Source organism: Streptomyces sp. NBC_01016, from assembly GCF_026341035.1.
Classification (GTDB): domain Bacteria; phylum Actinomycetota; class Actinomycetes; order Streptomycetales; family Streptomycetaceae; genus Streptomyces.
Genome location: NZ_JAPEOQ010000002.1, coordinates 3,488,522 through 3,506,375, shown reverse-complemented (window position 1 = coordinate 3,506,375; position 17,854 = coordinate 3,488,522). Strand labels below are relative to the sequence as shown.

The 17,854-nt window shown below is 71.3% G+C and carries 15 protein-coding genes and 1 pseudogene; 3 read left to right on the top strand and 13 right to left on the bottom strand.

Annotated features, from left to right (window positions below; all coding sequences use genetic code 11):
* Positions 1-21: 21 nt before the first annotated feature.
* Both OG746_RS42660 and ureA read right to left on the bottom strand, forming a co-directional pair.
* Positions 22-1,707 (bottom strand): urease subunit alpha, encoded by a 1,686-nt coding sequence (locus tag OG746_RS42660; protein ID WP_266724574.1) that lies wholly within the window; start codon positions 1,705-1,707, stop codon positions 22-24.
* Positions 1,704-2,303 carry an urease subunit gamma gene (gene ureA, locus OG746_RS42655; protein ID WP_266724573.1) on the bottom strand — a complete coding sequence of 200 codons (600 nt, stop codon included), beginning with the start codon at positions 2,301-2,303 and terminating at the stop codon, positions 1,704-1,706. Before ureA ends, OG746_RS42660 begins: the two co-directional genes overlap by 4 nt.
* 124 nt (positions 2,304-2,427) lie before the next feature.
* On the opposite strand from ureA, the gene OG746_RS42650 reads away from it, so the two are divergent.
* Complete coding sequence (locus OG746_RS42650; RefSeq protein WP_266724572.1) at positions 2,428-3,612, top strand: PucR family transcriptional regulator; 1,185 nt, start codon at positions 2,428-2,430, stop codon at positions 3,610-3,612.
* Between the two features lie 92 nt (positions 3,613-3,704).
* Positions 3,705-4,538: an endolytic transglycosylase MltG gene (gene mltG / locus OG746_RS42645; RefSeq protein ID WP_266724571.1), complete on the top strand. Its 834-nt coding sequence runs from the start codon at positions 3,705-3,707 to the stop codon at positions 4,536-4,538.
* Here mltG and OG746_RS42640 read toward each other — a convergent pair.
* The 11 genes and pseudogenes from OG746_RS42640 to OG746_RS42590 all read right to left on the bottom strand — a co-directional run bounded on the left by OG746_RS42640 (position 4,517) and on the right by OG746_RS42590 (position 16,662).
* Complete coding sequence (locus OG746_RS42640) at positions 4,517-5,227, bottom strand: glutathione S-transferase C-terminal domain-containing protein (RefSeq protein ID WP_266724569.1); 711 nt, start codon at positions 5,225-5,227, stop codon at positions 4,517-4,519. The two genes, mltG and OG746_RS42640, sit on opposite strands and share 22 nt — an antisense overlap.
* 269 nt (positions 5,228-5,496) lie before the next feature.
* Positions 5,497-6,624, bottom strand: a complete 1,128-nt coding sequence (locus tag OG746_RS42635) for an MsnO8 family LLM class oxidoreductase (protein WP_266724567.1) — start codon at positions 6,622-6,624, stop codon at positions 5,497-5,499.
* On the bottom strand, positions 6,617-7,999 hold the full coding sequence (locus OG746_RS42630; protein ID WP_266724566.1) for an NtaA/DmoA family FMN-dependent monooxygenase: 1,383 nt from the start codon (positions 7,997-7,999) through the stop codon (positions 6,617-6,619). The genes OG746_RS42635 and OG746_RS42630 overlap by 8 nt, the downstream gene beginning before the upstream one ends.
* A 16-nt stretch (positions 8,000-8,015) precedes the next feature.
* On the bottom strand, positions 8,016-9,218 hold the full coding sequence (locus OG746_RS42625; RefSeq protein WP_266724565.1) for an LLM class flavin-dependent oxidoreductase: 1,203 nt from the start codon (positions 9,216-9,218) through the stop codon (positions 8,016-8,018).
* Between the two features lie 65 nt (positions 9,219-9,283).
* Entirely contained in the window at positions 9,284-10,282 is a 999-nt protein-coding gene (locus OG746_RS42620) for an ABC transporter substrate-binding protein (RefSeq protein WP_266724563.1), read from the bottom strand.
* Positions 10,283-10,378: 96 nt separating this feature from the next.
* Entirely contained in the window at positions 10,379-11,143 is a 765-nt protein-coding gene (locus tag OG746_RS42615) for an amino acid ABC transporter ATP-binding protein (RefSeq protein WP_323179746.1), read from the bottom strand.
* The gene (locus OG746_RS42610) at positions 11,140-12,054 is read right to left on the bottom strand and encodes an amino acid ABC transporter permease (protein ID WP_443063244.1); all 915 of its coding nucleotides are present in this window, start codon (positions 12,052-12,054) and stop codon (positions 11,140-11,142) included. The genes OG746_RS42615 and OG746_RS42610 overlap by 4 nt, the downstream gene beginning before the upstream one ends.
* Before the next feature lie 87 nt (positions 12,055-12,141).
* Positions 12,142-12,492 (bottom strand): annotated as a pseudogene (locus OG746_RS42605) (GNAT family N-acetyltransferase); the annotation flags it as partial.
* Between the two features lie 35 nt (positions 12,493-12,527).
* A complete protein-coding gene (locus OG746_RS42600; RefSeq protein WP_266724561.1) occupies positions 12,528-13,661 on the bottom strand; it encodes an LLM class flavin-dependent oxidoreductase in 1,134 nt (377 codons plus the stop codon).
* A gap of 425 nt (positions 13,662-14,086) precedes the next feature.
* Positions 14,087-15,298 (bottom strand): amidohydrolase, encoded by a 1,212-nt coding sequence (locus OG746_RS42595; RefSeq protein WP_266724559.1) that lies wholly within the window; start codon positions 15,296-15,298, stop codon positions 14,087-14,089.
* A complete protein-coding gene (locus OG746_RS42590; protein ID WP_266724557.1) occupies positions 15,295-16,662 on the bottom strand; it encodes an MFS transporter in 1,368 nt (455 codons plus the stop codon). The genes OG746_RS42595 and OG746_RS42590 overlap by 4 nt, the downstream gene beginning before the upstream one ends.
* Positions 16,663-16,829: 167 nt before the next feature.
* On the opposite strand from OG746_RS42590, the gene OG746_RS42585 reads away from it, so the two are divergent.
* Positions 16,830-17,849 carry an Lrp/AsnC family transcriptional regulator gene (locus tag OG746_RS42585; RefSeq protein WP_266724556.1) on the top strand — a complete coding sequence of 340 codons (1,020 nt, stop codon included), beginning with the start codon at positions 16,830-16,832 and terminating at the stop codon, positions 17,847-17,849.
* Positions 17,850-17,854: the final 5 nt, after the last annotated feature.

Genomic DNA, 17,854 nt, shown 5'->3' with positions numbered 1-17,854 from the left:
GTGACGGATGCCCCCTCGGGATCAGGCGAAGTGGTGCAGCTGCGCGAGCGGCACCACGGTGGCGGCCGGTGTCCCCGTCTCGACCCCGTCGACGAGGACCGGCGCGGGTTCGCGCGGCACCACGACCCGTGGCGTCGCCGTGTTGTGCAGCATGTCGGCGCGGGTCAGGCCGCGGCTGTCGCGGATCGGGGCGTACGAGAGTCCGCTCGGCAGGGCCGCCCGCGCGGCGCGGTCGTTGAGCGCGGCCTCGGCGACGAAGACCTTGGCGAGCCGGGCGGGCGCGGCGCCAAGGGATCCGAAGTAGGGCTTGTAGGAACGCGGTTGGGTCAGCCGGGTCGAACCCGACCCCGAGCCCGTGTTGCCCCACGCCACGAACCCGGACTTGATGACCAACTCGGGCTTGCTGCCGAACCACTTGGGGTCCCACAGCACCAGGTCCGCCATCCGCCCGGCCTGCACGGTGCCCACCTCGTGGGCGAGGCCGTGCGCGAGCGCCGGGTTGAGGGTGATCTTCGCGAGGTAGCGCAACACCCGTGCGTTGTCGGGGTGTTCCACTCCCCCGCCGCCGTTCGCGAGCGCCTGGACGTGGGCGAGCTGCCACGTCCTGCGCACGGTCTCGGCGATCCGGCCCATGCCCATGGAGTCGGAGTTGACGATGGAGATGGCGCCGAGGTCGTGCAGGGCGTTCTCGGCGGCGATGGCGTGCTCGCGGATCCGGCCCTTGGAGATGGCGACATCGCTCGCGGAGGCGTGGTTCTGCCGGTGCACAGTCATCGTCATCGGGAACAGCTCGCCGACCGTGTTGGGGGTGTACGGCACGGTGGGCGTCGTCGACGAGGGCAGGATGTTCGGCTCGGAGAGGATCTCCAGGAGGTCGGGGTGACCGCCGCCGCCCTCCACGTGGTACGCGTGCACGGTGCGGCCGCGGGTGGCGCCGAGGGTGTCCCTCAAGTACCCCGACTCGTTCATGGAGTCGGTGTGCAGCGCGACCGGAAGGTCGGCCTGCTCCGCGGTGTCCAGGCAGGTGTCGATGATGCGCGGGGTCGCCCCGAAGTCCTCGTGGATCTTGAAGCCGCCGGCCCCGGCGAGGGTGATCTCGTCGAGCAGCGCCCGCGAGCTGGACGAACCGCGGGCCAGGAAGGCGATGTTCAGCGGCGTGTCCTGCCAGGCGCTCATCAGGGTGTGCAGGTTGTGGGTGGGGTTGCAGCCGATCTCCCAGACGCCGCCGAGCCCCATGCCGACGAGCGTGGTGACTCCGGCGGACAGCGCGGCGGGCGCGACCTCGGGCGAGGACAGGTGGACGTGGCTGTCGACGACGCCGGGTGTGGCGATGAGCCCCTCCCCCGGCACCACGGAGGTGTGCGAGTCGATGGCGTACTCGACGTCCATGACGTCCGGGTTGCCGACCCCGCCGACGGCGACGATCCGCCCGTCCTTGATGCCGATGTCGGTCTTGCGCACACCGAGCACCGGGTCCATCAGGACTACCCCGGCGACGACCATGTCGAGGGCGGAGTCCCGGTCCGAGCGCGGTGAGGCGAGGAGGCCGTCGCGGACCGTCTTGCCGCAGCCGCCGAGGAGTTCGTCGCCGGGGGTGCCGTCGTCGGCCTCGACCTCCACCCACAGGCAGGTGTCGCCGAGCCGGATCCGGTCGCCGGTCGTGGGCCCGTACAGGGCGTGGTACGTGCGGCGGTCGACGCTGGTCATGCGCGCTCCTGGGTCGTACGGGTCTTGCGGCTGGCGGGGATGACGACGACTTCGCGCTTCTCGCCGGGTTCGAAGGCGAGGGCGGTGCCGGCGGCGATGTCGAGCCGCAGTCCGCGGGCGGCCTCGCGGTCGAGTTCCAGCGCCTGATTGGCCTCGTGCAGCGGGTAGTGCGAGGAGATGTAGACGACGCGGTCGCCGGTGTTGCGGATGGTGAGGGTGGTGCGCGGCCGCCCCACGTTGATCTCGATGGCAGTCTCGGCGGTGCGCACGGCGCCCGGGCCCTCGGCGCTGGCGGGACCGATCGGCCGGTCGACGGCGACCAGGGACGTGCCGCTCGGGAACAGCGCCTCCACCTGCACGGTCGTCACGATGTCGGCGACCCCGTCCAGCACGTCGTCGACGGTGAGCACCCGCTCCGCCGTCTCGATCACCTCGTCCAGGCTCAGCCCGTCCCAGGCGGCCTCCAGGATCTCGTCGCAGATCAGGGCGATCGCTTCGGGGGCGCTCAGGCGGCGGCCGCGGGCTCGGCGCCTGCGCGCGAGTTCGGCGACGGTGAACAGCTGGAGCCGTTCCTGTTCACGAGGGGTCAAGTGCACGGTCGGATGGCCCTCCTGGTCGGCGGGCCCCGGACGCTCCGCCCAGGGATCGCACCAGGATCCTTGGCTACGGGCACCAAACCAACGTTGAAACATCGCCCTCGCACCACCGAGAATTGGTCACATGCACAATTCCGAAGGTCAGGGCCTCTCCGGCCTGCCCCCGACCTCGCCGCGCATCGCGGAACTCGCCGGGCAGTGCCTGGACAATGTGGACGACCTGATCGGCGAATGGCTGGGAATGGTCGGCCCGCTGCGCACCTCGTACGCGACCCAGGTGCCGGACGTCCAGTTCCGCGATTCGGCCTGGCAGGCCTTCGAGCTGCTGCTCCGTACGGTGGCGCGGCTGCCGGTGCCGCCGCACATCACGGACGTCTCACGGCGGGTCGGTGAGGAGCGTGCCCGGCAGGGCGTCCCGCTCGACGCCCTGCTTGAGGCGGCGCGGCTCGACTTCCGGGTGGTGTGGCAGGCGCTCGTGAACCGGGCGCGACCCGAGGACATGGCCGATCTGGCGGGCTCGGCGTACCACGTGTGGGAGGCGGTCGAGCGGCATGTCACGGGGATCATGACGGCGTATCAGCGCACGGTCCTGGAGATGGGGCGCCGGGAGGAGGACGAGCGGCGCATGTGGTTCGCCCGGCTCCTGGAGACGGAGGGCCGCAACCCGACCGTCGTACGCGACGCGGGCCGCGCCCTGGGTCTCGCGGACGACGGCCGGTTCCTGTGCGCGGCGTCGTCCGCGGCGGCCGGGCCAGGACTGCACCGTGCGGGCCTGACACTGCGCGGGGCGGGGGCGGCGGTACAGCAGCAGATGGTCGGCGGGGACGCGGTCCTGGTGGTGCAGCTCAGCGGCCGGATCACCCGCCCGTACGTCCTGGACCAGCTGCAGGACTCGCCGTGCGGGGTGGCCCCGCAGGCGGCCGGGCTCGCCGCCGTGCCGCGGGCCACGGTGCTCGCGGTGGCGACGGCGCAGGTGCTGCCCGCCGACACGCGCTCGCCGCGGCTCCTGGAGGACAGCTGGCTGGACGTCCTCGCCCACCGCGCCGGTGACTTCGGCCGCGACCTGGCCGCGGATGTGCTGGGCGCACTGCGCGGGCCCGGTGTCACCCGCACCGAGGCGGACCGTCTGCTGCACACCGTCCGCATCCATTTGTCGGGCTCCGGCTCCATCGCGGACACGGCCGACGCGCTCTACTGCCACCGCAACACGGTGCAGCACCGCTTCAACCGGTTTCACGAGCTGACGGGTCGGGATCTACGGAGGCCGGCGGACGCGGCGCTGTTGGCAGTGGCGTTGCGGGTGCGGTGAGGTGTGCCGGTGGCGTGGTTGCGGTCGCGGGGCTCTGCCCCGGGCCCCGCGCCTCAATCGCCGGCGGGGCTTGATCGGGTTAGCGTTCCCCTGTGCCTGAGGACAAGACAGGGAAGAAGGGTCGGCTGAGCCGCCGCGGCAAGCTGATCGTGTTGGCCGTCGTGGTTCTCGCGGTCGTCGCGGCCGTAGTCGTGACGTTGGTGGTGGTCTTCGGTGGGAAGGAGGCCACCCGGTCCGAGAAGCTCGTGATCCCCGAGGGGTATCGCGCGAGTCAGGTGTACGAGGCCGTGGACAAGGCGCTCGCCGTCGACGGCGGGACCACGAAGAAGGCCGCGTCGAAGGCGCACTTCACCCTGCCGAGCGCGGCGGACGGCAACCCCGAGGGCTACCTGTTCCCGGCCACGTACCCCGTGGACAAGAACACCACTCCGGCGTCCCTTCTCTCCTACATGAACAACACCGCCAACCAGCGGCTGAAGGCCGACCATGTCACCAAGGGCGCGGACACCAACGGCGTATCCGTGTACGAGACGGTCATCATCGCGAGCATCGTGCAGGCGGAGGCCGACACCCACGAGGACATGGGGAAGGTGGCCCGGGTCATCTACAACCGGCTCGACCAGGGCATGCAGCTCCAGATGGACTCCACGATCAACTACGCCCTGAACCGCTCGACCCTCGACACCAGCCACGCCGACACCAGGACCGACAGCCCGTACAACACGTACGAACACAAGGGCCTGCCGCCCACCCCCATCGGCAATCCGGGGGAGGACGCCATCGACGCGGCGATCGCCCCGCCCAAGGGCGACTGGCTGTACTTCGTGACGGTCGCGCCCGGGGACACCCGGTTCACGGACAGCTATGAGGAGCAGAAGAAGAACGTCGAGGAGTTCAACTCGCGTCAGGCCAGCGCGAAGGAGTAGCTCGCGAGGTGCGGCGCGAAGGCGGGGTGCTCGGAGAGGCGGCGCAGGTACGCCGAGAGCCGGGGATGACCCGTCGTCCGGTGTGCGGTGTCCGGGTGCACGAGGGTCGACCACAACCGCACGTCGGCGAGGGTGAGTTGGCCGCCGAGTACGAACTCCCTGCCCGCGAGCCGTCGTTCGAGGACGTTCAGCGCACGCAGCAGGGTGGCGAGCCCGGTGTCGTCGCCGCGCCGGGCCGACGCGGTGATGCCCCGCTCACAGAGGCGGCCCACCGCGTCGATCGCGTCCTCGGTGCCGCGCGGAAGGAGGTCGGGGCCGTGTTCGCCGAAGTGCCGGGCGAGGTCGCGCAGGATGTCCCCCGGGTGGGTGCTGACGATCCGCCCGGTCCAGTCGTCGCTGAGCACCGGCGCCAGGGCCGGTCCGGGGTACTGGTGGGACGTGGCCTCGTACAGGGGAGCCAGGGCCCGGTGCCCGCCGCCGAGTGTGTCGGACGCGGCGGGCAGCAGGGTGACCGGGAGGGTGTCGTCGAGGCGGAGCAGGCTGTGGGTGACGGCGATCTGCAGACAGTGCGGGCAGGACGGCGACAGGTGGAGGCGGTAGCGGTGCGGGGCGGCGTAGTAGCCGCTGCGCGCGTCGCAGCCGATCCTGCTCCGGAAGGTGGGCACGGCGGAAGGGGCCGGTGCGGACATGCGTCTCCCTGGGGGTGCTCGATCACGGGCGTACGGGCATGCGTACGGAAGTGTCAGGCGTGGGCGGCGAGTTGACCGCCACCGTGGCGAGAACTCGCCGCACTGCAGACCCGTGCCAGATCGATGTGACGGCGGGACGTGAGCCGGGGCAGTGCCCCGACGGCGGCGCGGGCGGCCTCGCCGCTGAGCTCGCACGCCGCACCACCCATGATTCCCTACCGTTTCACTAGGATTCCCTTAGAGGAGTGTGTGGCCGCCGGGACGCCGCGTCAAGAGCGCTTCCACTCCTCGGCCAGCAGCTCGTAGGAGCGGACCCGGTCGGCGTGGTCGTGGGTGATCGTCGTGATGAGCAGCTCGTCGGCTCCGGTGGCCTCCTGGAGCTGGGCGAGGCGGCGGGCCACGGTGGTCGGCGAGCCGACGAACTGGGTGTCGAGGCGGTCCTGCATGAGCGCCCGGTCGGCGTCACTCCACTCGTACTTACGCGCTTCGTCCGGCGTCGGGAAGTCGATGGCACCCTCGGCGTTGCGGATGCTGCGCACCCACAGGCCGTAGCCGGTGGCGAGTTCGCGGGCGGTGGCGTCGTCATCGGCGACGACCACGTCCGCGGAGACACTGACGTACGGCTTGTCGAGGGTGTCGGAGGGCTGGAAGAAGGACCGGTAGCCCTCCACCGCCTCCAGCACCGTGGCGGGGCTGACGTGGTAGTTCGCGGCGAACGGCAGTCCGCGCGCGCCCGCCACCTCGGCGCTCTCGCCGCCGCTGCTGCCCAGGATCCACACGTCGACGTCGGCCCCCTCCCCCGGCACGACGTGCGCCTCGACCCCGTCCGGGGATATGTAGGCGCCGGCGAACAGGGCGAGGATGTCGTCGATCTGCTCCGCGTAGTCCTGCGCCTGCGCGCCCGGTTGCTGGAGCAGCTTGCGTTGCAGCGCGACGCGGGGTGAGCCGAGGAGGTACTCGAAGGAGAAGCGGGGCGGGATGACGAGGCCGTTGGGGGCGGCGCCGTCGACGACCGGGGTCGCGGTCGGCGTCGGCTCCGCGGGCTGCGCGGGCGGCCGTCCGCCCGAGCGGCCGAGCCCCAGGTCGATGCGCCCGGGGTGCAGCGCGTCGAGGAGGCCGAACTCCTCCACCGTGGACAGCGCGGTGCGGTGTCCGAGCTGTACGGCGCCGGAGCCGAGCCGGATGGTGTCGGTGGCGGACGCGGTCAGGGCGAGGACGACGGCGGGCGAGGTGCCGGCGACGCCGGGGTTGAGGTGGTGCTCGGCGAACCAGTAGCGGGCGTAGCCGAACCGCTCGGCCTGCTGGGCGAGGTCGATGGAGTTGCGCAGGGCGTCGCCCGCGGTCGAGCCGGACGGGACCGGGACCAGGTCGAGGACGGCGAGGGGGATGTCAGACACGGGAGAACTCCTCGGTGGGCGCGGGGGCGTCGTCGGGATGGGCCAGGCCCAGGTGGTCGCGCAGCGTCGTGCCCTCGTACTCCGTACGGAAGACGCCCTGCTCCTGGAGGAGCGGGACCACCTTGTCGGCGAACTCGTCGAGGCCGCCCGGGGTGATGTGCGGGACGAGGATGAAGCCGTCGGCGGCGTCGGCCTGGACGTACTCGTTGATGGTCTTGGCGATGGTGGCCGGGGCCCCGACGAAGTTCTGCCGGTTGCCGGTGTGGATGACGAGGTCGCGGATGGACCACTTGTTGGCGGCGGCGAGCTCGCGCCACTCGCGGGCGGTGGCCAGCGGGTCCCGGTACATGCGGACCTGGGCGCGACCCTCGGCGATGTGGGTGTCGCCGACGTCCGGGTCGATGTCGGGCAGCGGCCCTTCCGGGTCGTACGAGGACAGGTCCCGGTTCCAGACGAACTCCAGGTGCTTGAGGGCGGTGGCCCCGCTGACCTGGTGGCGGCGCACCTCGCGGGCGAGTTCCTCGGCCTCCGCGTCGGTGTCGGCGAGGGCGAAGGTGGCGGCGGGCAGGATGAGCAACTGGTCCTTGCCGCGGCCGTACTTGGGGAGGCGGGACTTCACGTCCGCGTAGAACTCCCGGCCCGCGTCGAGGGTGCCGTGCCGGCTGAAGATGGCGTCGGACTCGGCCGCGGCGAACTCGCGACCCTCGTCGGAGTCGCCGGCCTGGAAGACGACCGGGCGGCCCTGCGGGGAGCGCGGGACGTTGAACTGCCCGTGGATGTCGAAGTGTTGTCCGGCGTGGACGAAGGATCCTGCCTTGGCGTCGCGCAGGAAGGCTCCGGTCTCCTGGTCGGCGAGGATCTCGTCGTCGTGCCAGGAGTCGAACAGTTCGTTCGCGGTGGCGAGGAACTCCCGGGCGCGTGAGTAGCGTTCGCGCTGCGGGAGGAAGCCGCCGCGGCGGAAGTTCTCGCCGGTGAACGCGTCCCAGGAGGTGACGACGTTCCAGGCGGAGCGGCCGCCGGAGAGGTGGTCGAGGCTCGCGAACTGGCGGGCCACCTCGTAGGGCTCGTTGAAGGTGGAGTTGATGGTGCCGGTGAGTCCGATGCGCTCGGTGACGGCGGCGAGCGCGGCGAGGACGGTGAAGGTGTCGGGCCGGCCTACGACGTCCAAGTCGTAGATCTCGCCGCCCTGTTCGCGCAGGCGCAACCCCTCGGCGAGGAACAGGAAGTCGAACTTGGCGCGTTCGGCGGTGCGCGCGAAGTGGGCGAAGGAGCCGAACTCGATGTGGCTGCCGGCCCGCGGGTCGCTCCACACGGTGGTGTTGTTGACGCCGGGGAAATGGGCGGCCAGGTGAATCTGCTTCAGCGGCTTGGTCATGAGGGTTCCCTCCGGCTCACGCGGCGGCATAGCGGTTGGCGGGGCGGTCGAGGCCGAGGAGGCCGCGCAGGGTGTCGGCCTCGTACGCGCGGCGGAAGACACCACGGCGCTGGAGTTCGGGGACGAGGCCCCGGGTGATCGCCGGGAGGTCGTGTCCCGCGACGGCGGGGCGCAGCCGGAATCCCGTGAGGCCGGCGCCGTTCAACTCTTGGAGGAGATCGGCGAGTTGTGCGGGTGTGCCCGCGAAGGTCGGGGCGTCGCTCACGTACGGCGCTCCGTCGAGGGCGTCGAGCCGGTCCCGGCGGGCGGTCGCGGCGGCCGGGTCCTCGTCGAGGAACACCACCAGGTCGCCGAAGACATGCAGGGGATCCCCGGCCCGCCCGGCCGTCTCCTGCTCGGCGCGGATCCGGCCCACGATGGCACGGGCCTGCTCGGTGTCGCCCGGGGTGATGTATCCGACGTCGGTGGCGCGGGCCACCAGGCGGTACGGGACGGTGTCGTGCGCGAGGGCGGTGACGAGCGGCTGGCCCTGCGGCGGGCGGGGTGTGATGGAGGGGCCGCGGACGCTGAAGTGGCTGCCCTGGAAGTCGATGTAGTGCAGCTTGTCCCGGTCGATGAAGCGGCCCGTCGCGGCGTCCCGGATCTCGGCGCCGTCCTCCCAGCTGTCCCACAGCCGCCGCACGACCTCCACGTAGTCGGCGGCCTCGTCGAAGAGTTCGGTCACCAACTCCCTTGCGTCCGGGCTGTCGTAGGCGTCGATGCGGTCGATGGTGCGGCGGCCGAAGTGGGCGGCCTCGCTCGGGCGGGCGGTGACTTGCACACGCAGCCCCGCGCGGCCCTCGCTGACGTAGTCGAGGGTGGCGATCGCCTTGGAGAGGTGGAACGGTTCGGTGTGCGTGACCACGGCGGTCGGGACCAGGCCGATGTGCCGGGTCAGCGGGGCGATGCGCGAGGCGATCAGTACGGCGTCGAGGCGGCCGCGGACCTGGTCGGTGCGCTCGTCCGGTTCGAGGAAGTGGGCGGACTGCGGGCCGAGTCCGTCCTCGATGGTGACGAAGTCGAGCAGGCCCCGCTCGGCCTCGGCAACGAGCTCCGCCCAGTAGGCGGCGGTGAACAGCTCGCGCGGCCGGGACACCGGCTCGCGCCAGGAAGCGGGGTGCCATCCGGTGCCGTCGAGGGCGACGGCGAGGTGCAGATGGGGAGAGGGCGAGGGAGACACGAAGGTGCCTTTCTGTAAGAGCCGACAGGTCTGTAGGACAGGTCGGGAAGAGCCGACAGGAGTGACTACTCGCCGGTCTTCGGCAGGCCGGGCGGATTGATCCTCGACTTGGTCACGGCCTCGTCGGACAGCCCCCAGCGCTTGAGGACCTTCGCGTAGCTGCCGTTGTCGATGACATGGTCGAGCGCGGCGGCGAGCGGCTTCACGAGCCCGCTGTCCTTCTTGGTGGTGGCGGCGATGAGGCCCTGGAGCTCGGCGCCCGCGCCCGAGTACGTGCCGACGACCTCGGTCTTCCCGGTGCTGGCCGCGTGGTAGGCGGCGGTCGGGTTGGGGCCGAGATAGATGTCGATGCGGCCGGACTGCAGGGCGAGATAGGTGTCGCTGTCGTTCTGGTAGTACTTGATGTCGACCGGCTTGCGGCCCGCCTTCACGTTCGCCTTGCTCCACTCGATGAGCAGCTTCTCCTGGTTGGTGCCGCTGCCCACGGCGACCGTCCTGCCCGCCACGTCCTTCGGCCCCCTGACCTTCAGGCCGCTGCCCTTCTTCGCCTCGAAGCCCAGGTTGTCCTTGCGGTAGGTCGCGAAGTCGTACTTCTCCTTGCGGTCCTCGGTGACCGTGATGTTGCTGAGGCCCACGTCGTACTTGCCGCTGTCGAGGCCGACGAAGATGTTCTCCCAGGAGGCGGTGGTGCGGCGCACCTTGAGGCCGAGGACGTCGGCGACGAGATGGGCGAGGTCCGGCTCGACACCGATGACGGTCTTGTTGTCGGTGGCGTGGAAGCCGAGCGGCGCGGCGGAGCTGGAGGAGCCGATGACCTCCAGGGTGCCTCTCTTACGGATCCGCTCGGGCACCTCGTCGGCTATGGAGTCGACCTTGCCGGTGGTGACGCGGTGCTGCTCGGGACTGAGGTTGATCTTCGCCTTGGCGCCCGAGCCGTCCGCGACCTCGGTCGTGCCACCGTCGGAGGGGTTGCTGCAGGCGGCCAGGAGCAGGGTGGCCGCGAGCGAGAGCGCGGCCGCGGTGGTGGTGCGGCGCCGGTGGGCGAGGGTGAGGGTGAGGGGCACGGTCGTTCTCCTTGTGTGCAAAGCAGACGGCAGAGCAGAGAGCAGGGGTGGTCGGCGCAGAGGGTTATCGGCGCAGAGGGTTATCGGCGCAGGGCGTTACAGGACCTTGGAGAGGAAGGCACGGGTGCGTTCGTGCTGCGGGGCGTCGAGGACGGCCGCGGGTGTCCCCTGCTCCACGACGACACCGCCGTCCATGAACACCACGGTGTCGGCGACCTCGCGGGCAAAGCCGATCTCGTGGGTGACGACGATCATCGTGGTTCCGGTGCTCGCCAGGTCCTTGATGACATCGAGGACCTCACCCACCAGTTCCGGGTCGAGCGCCGATGTGGGCTCGTCGAAGAGCAGCACCTTGGGTTCGAGGGCGAGCGCGCGGGCGATGGCGACGCGCTGCTGCTGGCCGCCGGAGAGCTGGCGCGGATAGGAATCGGCCCGGTCGCCGAGCCCCACCCGTTCGAGCAGCGTCCGGGCGGTGTCCTCCGCCTCCTTGCGCGGACGGCGCAGGGCGGAGACGGGGGCCTCGATCAGGTTGTCGAGAACAGTCAGGTGCGGGAAGAGGTTGAAGTCCTGGAAGACGAACCCGATGTGGGTGCGCTGCTTCAGGACGTCCTTCTCCCGCAGTTCGTGCAGCTTGTCGCCCTGGCGGCGGTAGCCGATGAGTTCGCCGTCGATGCTGATCCAGCCGCTGTTCACCTTCTCCAGGTGGTTGATGGTGCGCAGCAGCGTGGACTTCCCCGATCCTGACGGGCCGAGGATCACGGTGACCTCACCGGCGTGCACGCGCAGGTCGACGCCGCGCAGCACCTCCAGCGGGCCGAAACTCTTGTGGACGTCCTGGATGTCCACCATGGGCTTGCTCATCGTCGGCCTCCCAGGGCCCGGAGGGTCTTCGGGGCGGTGCCCCGGGCGTATCGGCGTTCCACGTAGTGCTGGGCGATGGAGAGGAGTGAGGTCAGGACCACGTACCAGGCGGTGGCGACGAGGAGCAGCGGGATCACCCGGCCGTTGCGGCCGTAGATGACCTGGGCCTGGTAGAAGAGCTCGCCGATGGACATCACGTAGACCACCGATGTGCCCTTGAGCAGGCCGATGATCTCGTTGCCCGCCGTCGGCAGGATGGCGCGCATGGCCTGCGGCAGCACGATCCGACGGATCTGCCGCAGGCGCGGGATACCGAGGGCGGCGGCGGCCTCCAGCTGGCCCCGGTCGACGGAGATGACACCACCGCGCACGATCTCCGCGGCGTACGCGGCCTGGTGCAGAGTGAGGCCGATGATGGCGGCGCCGATGGTGCCGATGAGGCTGTTGCTGTCGACGGACCAGAACACCGGGCCGAAGGGGATGCCGAGGCCCAACTCCTTGTAGAGCGCGCTGAGATTGAACCAGAAGACGAGCTGGACGATCATCGGGATGGACCGGAATATCCAGATGTAGGTCCAGGCCACGGTCTGCAGCACCGGACTCTGCGAGAGCCGCATGAAGGCCAGCACCGTACCGAGCAGGAATCCCAACACCGTGGCGTATGCGGTGAGTTGGAGCGTGACCCAGACGGCCTGCACGATCGTCTCGGACAGGACGTAGTCGCGGAAGACGTCCCATTCCCATACGGGGTTGGTCAGCAGGCCGTGCGCGAACTGGGCGACCAGGACGAGCACGGCGGCTGCCGCGACCCAGCGGGCGTAGTGGCGGACGGGGACGACCTTGAGGGAGGCCGGGTCGTCCGGGGTCTGTCCGGTGGGCGCGGCGCCGAGGAGGTGTTTCTCGAACGGCAGCGGACCGATGGACTCGGGATCGGCCTCGGTGTCGAAGAGCGGCGTGTACCCGGTGGCCAGGTAGAGGCCGCGGGCTTCCGGCTGGCGGGGCCCGGTGGTGAGGTGGATCCGCCGGTAGCCGCGCTCGCCGGCCTCGCGCTCCAGCTCGTCGACCACGCGGCGGGCGAGGCCGCGCCGCCGGTGGGCGGAGTGCGTCCAGATCCGCTTCAGCTCGGCGGTGTCGGCGTCGTAGCGGCGGAAGGCGCCTCCCGCGACGGGTTCACCGTTCTCGAGGACGAGGAGCAGCAGCCCGCCGTGGGCAGGTGTGAACTCCTCGTCGGGGTAACGGGCGATCTCGGCGTGGGCGTCCTTGCCGTACCGGGTCGAGTACTCGTCGCCGAGCTCGCGCAGCAGCGGCTCGACACGCGGGTCGGATACGGGGACGTGAACGACCGTCATATCCCCTGAGGGGGCGGGTGGTTGGGCCAGGGAGGTCACGCGCCCACCGCCGCCGCCCCGGTCCCGCGTGCCGCGCGCTCGGCGTCGCGCTTGGCGACCTCCTCGCGCACGATCGGGATCACGTACCGGCCGAAGTCGATCGCGTCGTCCAGCAGGTCGTAGCCGCGCGCGGAGAGGATGTCGACGCCGAGGTCGTAATAGTCGAGGAGCGCCTGGGCCACGGTCTCCGGGGTGCCGACGAGGGCGTTGGAGTTGCCCGCGCCGCCGGTCGCGGCGGCCGTCGGGGTCCACAGGGCGCGATCGTAGCGCTCCCCTGCCTCGGCGATGGCGATGAGCCGCTGGGAGCCCGTGTTCTGGGGCTCGGCGTGTCCGTGGTGACGCCTGCCGATGCGCTCGCCCCGCTCCTTCCTGGCCTTGATCGCGCCGACCGTGCGGTGCGCCTTCTCCCAGGCCAGCTCCTCGGTCGGCGCGATGATGGGGCGGAAGGCGACCTGGATGCGCGGGACGTCGGTGCGGCCCGCGGCCTTCGCGGCGGCCTTCACGGTCTCGATCTGCTCGGCGGTCTTGGCCAGCGGCTCGCCCCACAGGCAGTAGATGTCGGCCTCCGCTCCCCCGGCGGCGTACGCGGCGGGCGAGGAACCTCCGAACGAGACGCCGGGCCGCGGCTGTTGGACCGGGAAGACATCACTGACGAAGTCGTGGAAGCGGTAGTGCTCGCCCTCGTGGTCGAAGGGTTCGTGGGTGGTCCAGATCTTCTTGACGAGCTGGATGTACTCGCGGGTGCGGCTGTAGCGCTCGTCCTTGGTGAGGGTGTCGCCCTCACGGCCCTGTTCCTGGTCGTTGCCGCCGGTGATGAAGTGGACGGTGAGCCGGCCGTCGCTGATCCGGTCGAGGGTGGCGAAGGTCTTGGCGGCGAAGGTGGGGTACGAGACGTTGGGCCGGTGGGCGAGCAGGATCTGCAGGCGGTCGAGGTGGCTCGCGATGTAGGCGGCGGCCGGTGCCGGGTCGGGCGACCCGGAGCCGTACGCGAACAGCACCCGGTCCCAGTCGTGGTCCTCATGGGCGCGGGCGAGACGGAGTGTGTACTCCTTGTCGAAGGCGGCGCCGGAACGGGAGGTGGTTTCGGAGCCGTCGTTGGTGGCGGCGATGCCGAGGAATTCCACGGGCATGGGGTGGGCCTTTCTCAGGCGGCGAAAACCGCGTGCGGGCAGGCCGGAACAGCCGTGCGCGCAGGCGGAATTGACGACTCGTCATACAGACGGGTCGATACGGGCGTGACGACGCGGGGCGTCGTGGGATGCGGTGGTGTGGCAGCGCGCGCGAGGCGTCAGAGCTCGGGCCCGGGCGGGGTCACAGAGGGAGCCGCCGAGGAGTCACCGAGAAATCACCAAGGAAGAAAAGGGCCGGTCAGAGGGCCCGCTGCCGATTCAGGCGCAACACGCCGCGGACCACACCCGACCGAAGTCGATGTGGTCACGCGAGACCAAGCGCTGGGCAGTCATGGACCAATTGAGCCGTCCGCAGGGCCGTTTCGTCAAGCCGCGCTCGAATGTCGGACGGCGTCGGACCGGCTTGTGGGCGGTCGTCGGCCCGCTCAGGCAGAGTCGGTGGCCGCCTGCCGCTGGGCCCGACGGTGCTCGACACCGCTCAGCAGCCGGCTCCGCTGCTCCTCGTCCGTCGCCGCGGCAGCCGCGGCCAGGGCCAGCGCCGACGCCCCGTCGGTCACCGCACGGTCCGCGCCGGGGGTCGTGCCGTGTGCCGCGAACTCGACGGTGTGCTGGCTCGCGCCCTCGGTGTCGTAGCCGATGGTGGGGTGGATCGCGGGCAGGAGGCGGGACACGTTGCCCATGTCGGTGGACGCGGTGGTGGCGCCGTGCCGGGACAGCGGGGTGCGGCCGAGGGAGCGGGCGGCCGCCGCGTAGGCCTCGGTCAGGAACGGGTCCTGGCGCAGATCCGCGAAGTCCCTTCCGTGCTGGGTGAGTTCGAGGGTGGCGCCGGTGGCGAGGGCGCCCGCCTCGAAGCAGGCGCGGACCCGGCGCTGCACCGCCGTGAGCTGTTCGACGGTGGGGGCCCGCACCTCGTAGCGGGCGGCCGCGGTGTCGGGGATGACATTCGGGGCCCGGCCCCCGTCGGTGACGATGCCGTGGACCAGGGAGCCCGGAGGCAGCTGCTGGCGCAGCACGCCGATCGCGGTCTGGGCGACGGTCAGCGCGTCGAGCGCGTTCACGCCCTCCCATGGTGCGAGGGCCGCGTGGGCCGGCCGGCCCCGGTAGGTGATGTCCCAGGCGCCGATCGCGAGGGAGGAGGCGCCGACGGTGTCCTCCGGGGCGGCGTGCGCCATCAGTGCCGCGGCCACGTCGTCGAAGACGCCCGCCTCGATGAGGAGCACCTTGCCGCCGATGTCCTCCTCGGCCGGCGTGCCGATGAGCCGTACGGTGACGTCGAGCCTGTCCGCGACAGCCGCGAGGCCGAGCGCCGCGCCGACCGCCGCCGCGCCGTTCACGTTGTGCCCGCAGGCGTGGCCGATGCCGGGCAGCGCGTCGTACTCGGCACAGAACGCGAGCACCAACTCGCCGCTGCCGTACGTCGCGTCGAGTGCGGTGGGCAGCGAGTCGAGGGGGCGGGTGACCGTGAAACCGGCCGCGTCGAGGAGCGAGGCGATCTTCGTGGCCGAGCGGTGTTCCTCGAGGGCGGTCTCGGGTTCGGCGTGCAGGCTGTGGCTGAGCGCGATGAGCTGCTCGCGCCGGCTCAGGACCGCCTGTGTCACCTCGTCGTGCAGGGAAGGCGTTGTCGTCATGGTCGTCATGCGAGGCTCTCCTTCGCGTCGGTGCGTATGTCGGTGTCGGCCGTGGCCCCGCTCCCGTACAGGAGCGCGAGGGTCCCGCCGAGCAGGGCAACCGCGGCGCAGGCGCTCCAGCTCCACACATAGCCGGACAGTGCGATGTGGCCGCCGAGTTGGTGTGCAGAGAAGAGCCCGCCGATCACGGCGGCGCCGATCGCCGCGCCCAGCGACAGCGCCAGTTCGTTGATGCCCACGGCCAGCGCGGTCTGCCGCTCGGGCACGATCTCCGCCGACAGGGTCCGTGTGATGGACTCGAAGACACCGGTCGCCAGGCCGACGATCAGCGCCGACGCGATGTACTGCGGGAGTGTGGCGTGGAAGAGGATCAGGCCCAGGAAGCCGAGCCCGATGAGGGTTCCGCCGGTGACCAGGACGGCGCGGTCGCCGATGCGGCGGGCCAGGCGCGGTGTGGCCGTGGAGCCGGCGAAGCCCATGACCACCATGGCCAGGGACACCGTCGCGATGGACTGCGGGCCGAGCCCCATGCCGTAGCCGACGGCGGCCGGGTCCGCCCCGAGGAACAGGGCGTTGGCGCCGAGGAAGCCGATCGTGCCGAAGGCCGCGCAGAACGTGTGCGCGCTGACCGCCGCGAGCCGCCGGTCCCGCAGCATGCGGACGCTCACCAGCGGCTGGGTCGCGCGGCGCTCCACCGTCACCCAGGCGAGGAACACCACCACCGCGAGGGCGCCCGTGCCCAGGGAGCGCGCCGAGGTCCACCCCCATGTGCCGCCCTGTGCGAGCAACAGGACCAGCGCGACGAGACCGATGGTCAGCAGCGCCGCCGCTCCGTAGTGGAACCGGCCGCCGAACTCCCCGTCGCTGTCCGGCAGTACGAGGCCCGCGGCCAGGGCGAGCACGGCCACCGGCACCGCCGCCCACAGCCCGGCCTCGGCATGCCGCTCGCTGAGGGCGCCCGCCACGAGGCCGCCCGCGCCGACGGCGATCAGCAGGGCGCCGACCAGGAGCGACATCCCGGTGCGGCCGCGTTCCGGGGCGCGCGAGCGCAGGATGCCCGCGAGCAGCGGGAAGAATCCGACCACCGCGCCCTGCAGGACCATCCCCACGGCGAGTGTCACCACCGTCGGCCGCACCGCCATCAGCAGCGAACCGGCCGCGACCATCGTGAGCGCCACCCGCAGCAGCCGACGGTGACCGTACAGATCACCGAGGCGTGAGAGCAGTGGTGTGAGCACGGCGAACGCGCACTGCGACAGCAGATAGAGATTGTTCTGGGCCACTCCGCCGATGCCGAGCCGCTGCCCCAACTCCGGGAGGAGCGGCGTGAGATAGCCCTGTACGACGCCGCTGAACACGACGACAACCGCCATCGCACCGAGCATGCCGCGGCCGGTGCCCACCGCTGACCCTCGTGTGCTCACGTCTGCGCCCACCGGGGACGTCCCTTCTGGCCGGAATCACATCCGGTGGCTACTGTGCGGGCTGCGGTCGCACCGGTCCGCGGATTCGTCGGAAACGAGCACGGAGGGGTTACCGGATGCGAGAAACGGTCACCGCGAGCGAGCTGGACCTCGCACTCGTCAACGCCCTCCAGCTACGCCCCCGCGCCTCCTGGAGCGAACTCGCACCGCCGCTGGGTGTCACCGCGAGCACCCTCGCCCGCCGCTGGGACCGGCTGACCGCGGAAGGGCTCGCCTGGGTGTACGCGGCGCCGGGCCGGGAGTTCTCGCGCACGCGCTGCACGGCGTTCGTCCTGGTCCGCTGCCGACCCGGCACCCGTATGCGCATCGCTCAAGAGCTGCGCGTGCACGACGAGGCGGTGACCGTCGAACTCACCGGCCCCGGCAGCGCCGATCTGCTCATCGACGTCCTCGCCCCCGACCTGCCCGCGCTCACCCGGTTCGTGACGACACACCTCGAACCGCTGCCCGGTGTCACCGCCGTCGACTGCCTCTTCGCCACGTCCCTCTACGTGGAGGGCAGCCGCTGGCGGCTCCGCTCCCTGGACCCGGCGCAGCTCAGCGCCCTGGGCCGGGCGAGCACGCATGCGTCCGAGACCGCGCCGACGTCCCAACTCGACGCGGTGGACCGGAGGTTGCTCGACGCCCTGGTCGGCGACGGCCGCCTCGGCCTCGCGGCGCTCGCCGCACACACCGACACCAGTCCCGCCACCGTCCGCCGCCGCCTGCACCGGCTCACCGACTCGGGTGTCCTCACCTTCCGCTGTGACATGGCGAACGCGCTCGCGGGACGCCCGCTGCCCGTCTCGCTGCTCGGCCGCGTCCCGGCCCGTGACATCGCCGCCGTCCACCGTGCCCTCGCGGCACTGCCCGAGTGCCGCCTCGTCGCCGCGGTCACCGGCCGGACGAACATCTTCGCCACCCTGTGGGTACGCGACCTCGGCGACATCCAACGCCGCGAGACATCCCTGGGCGCGCGCCTGCCGACACTGGAGGTGACCGACCGCATCGTCGGCCTGCACACGGTCAAGCGCATGGGCCATCTGCTGGACGAGGACGGCAGACGCACGGGGGTGCGTCCGATCAGGCCCTGGTGAGCCTC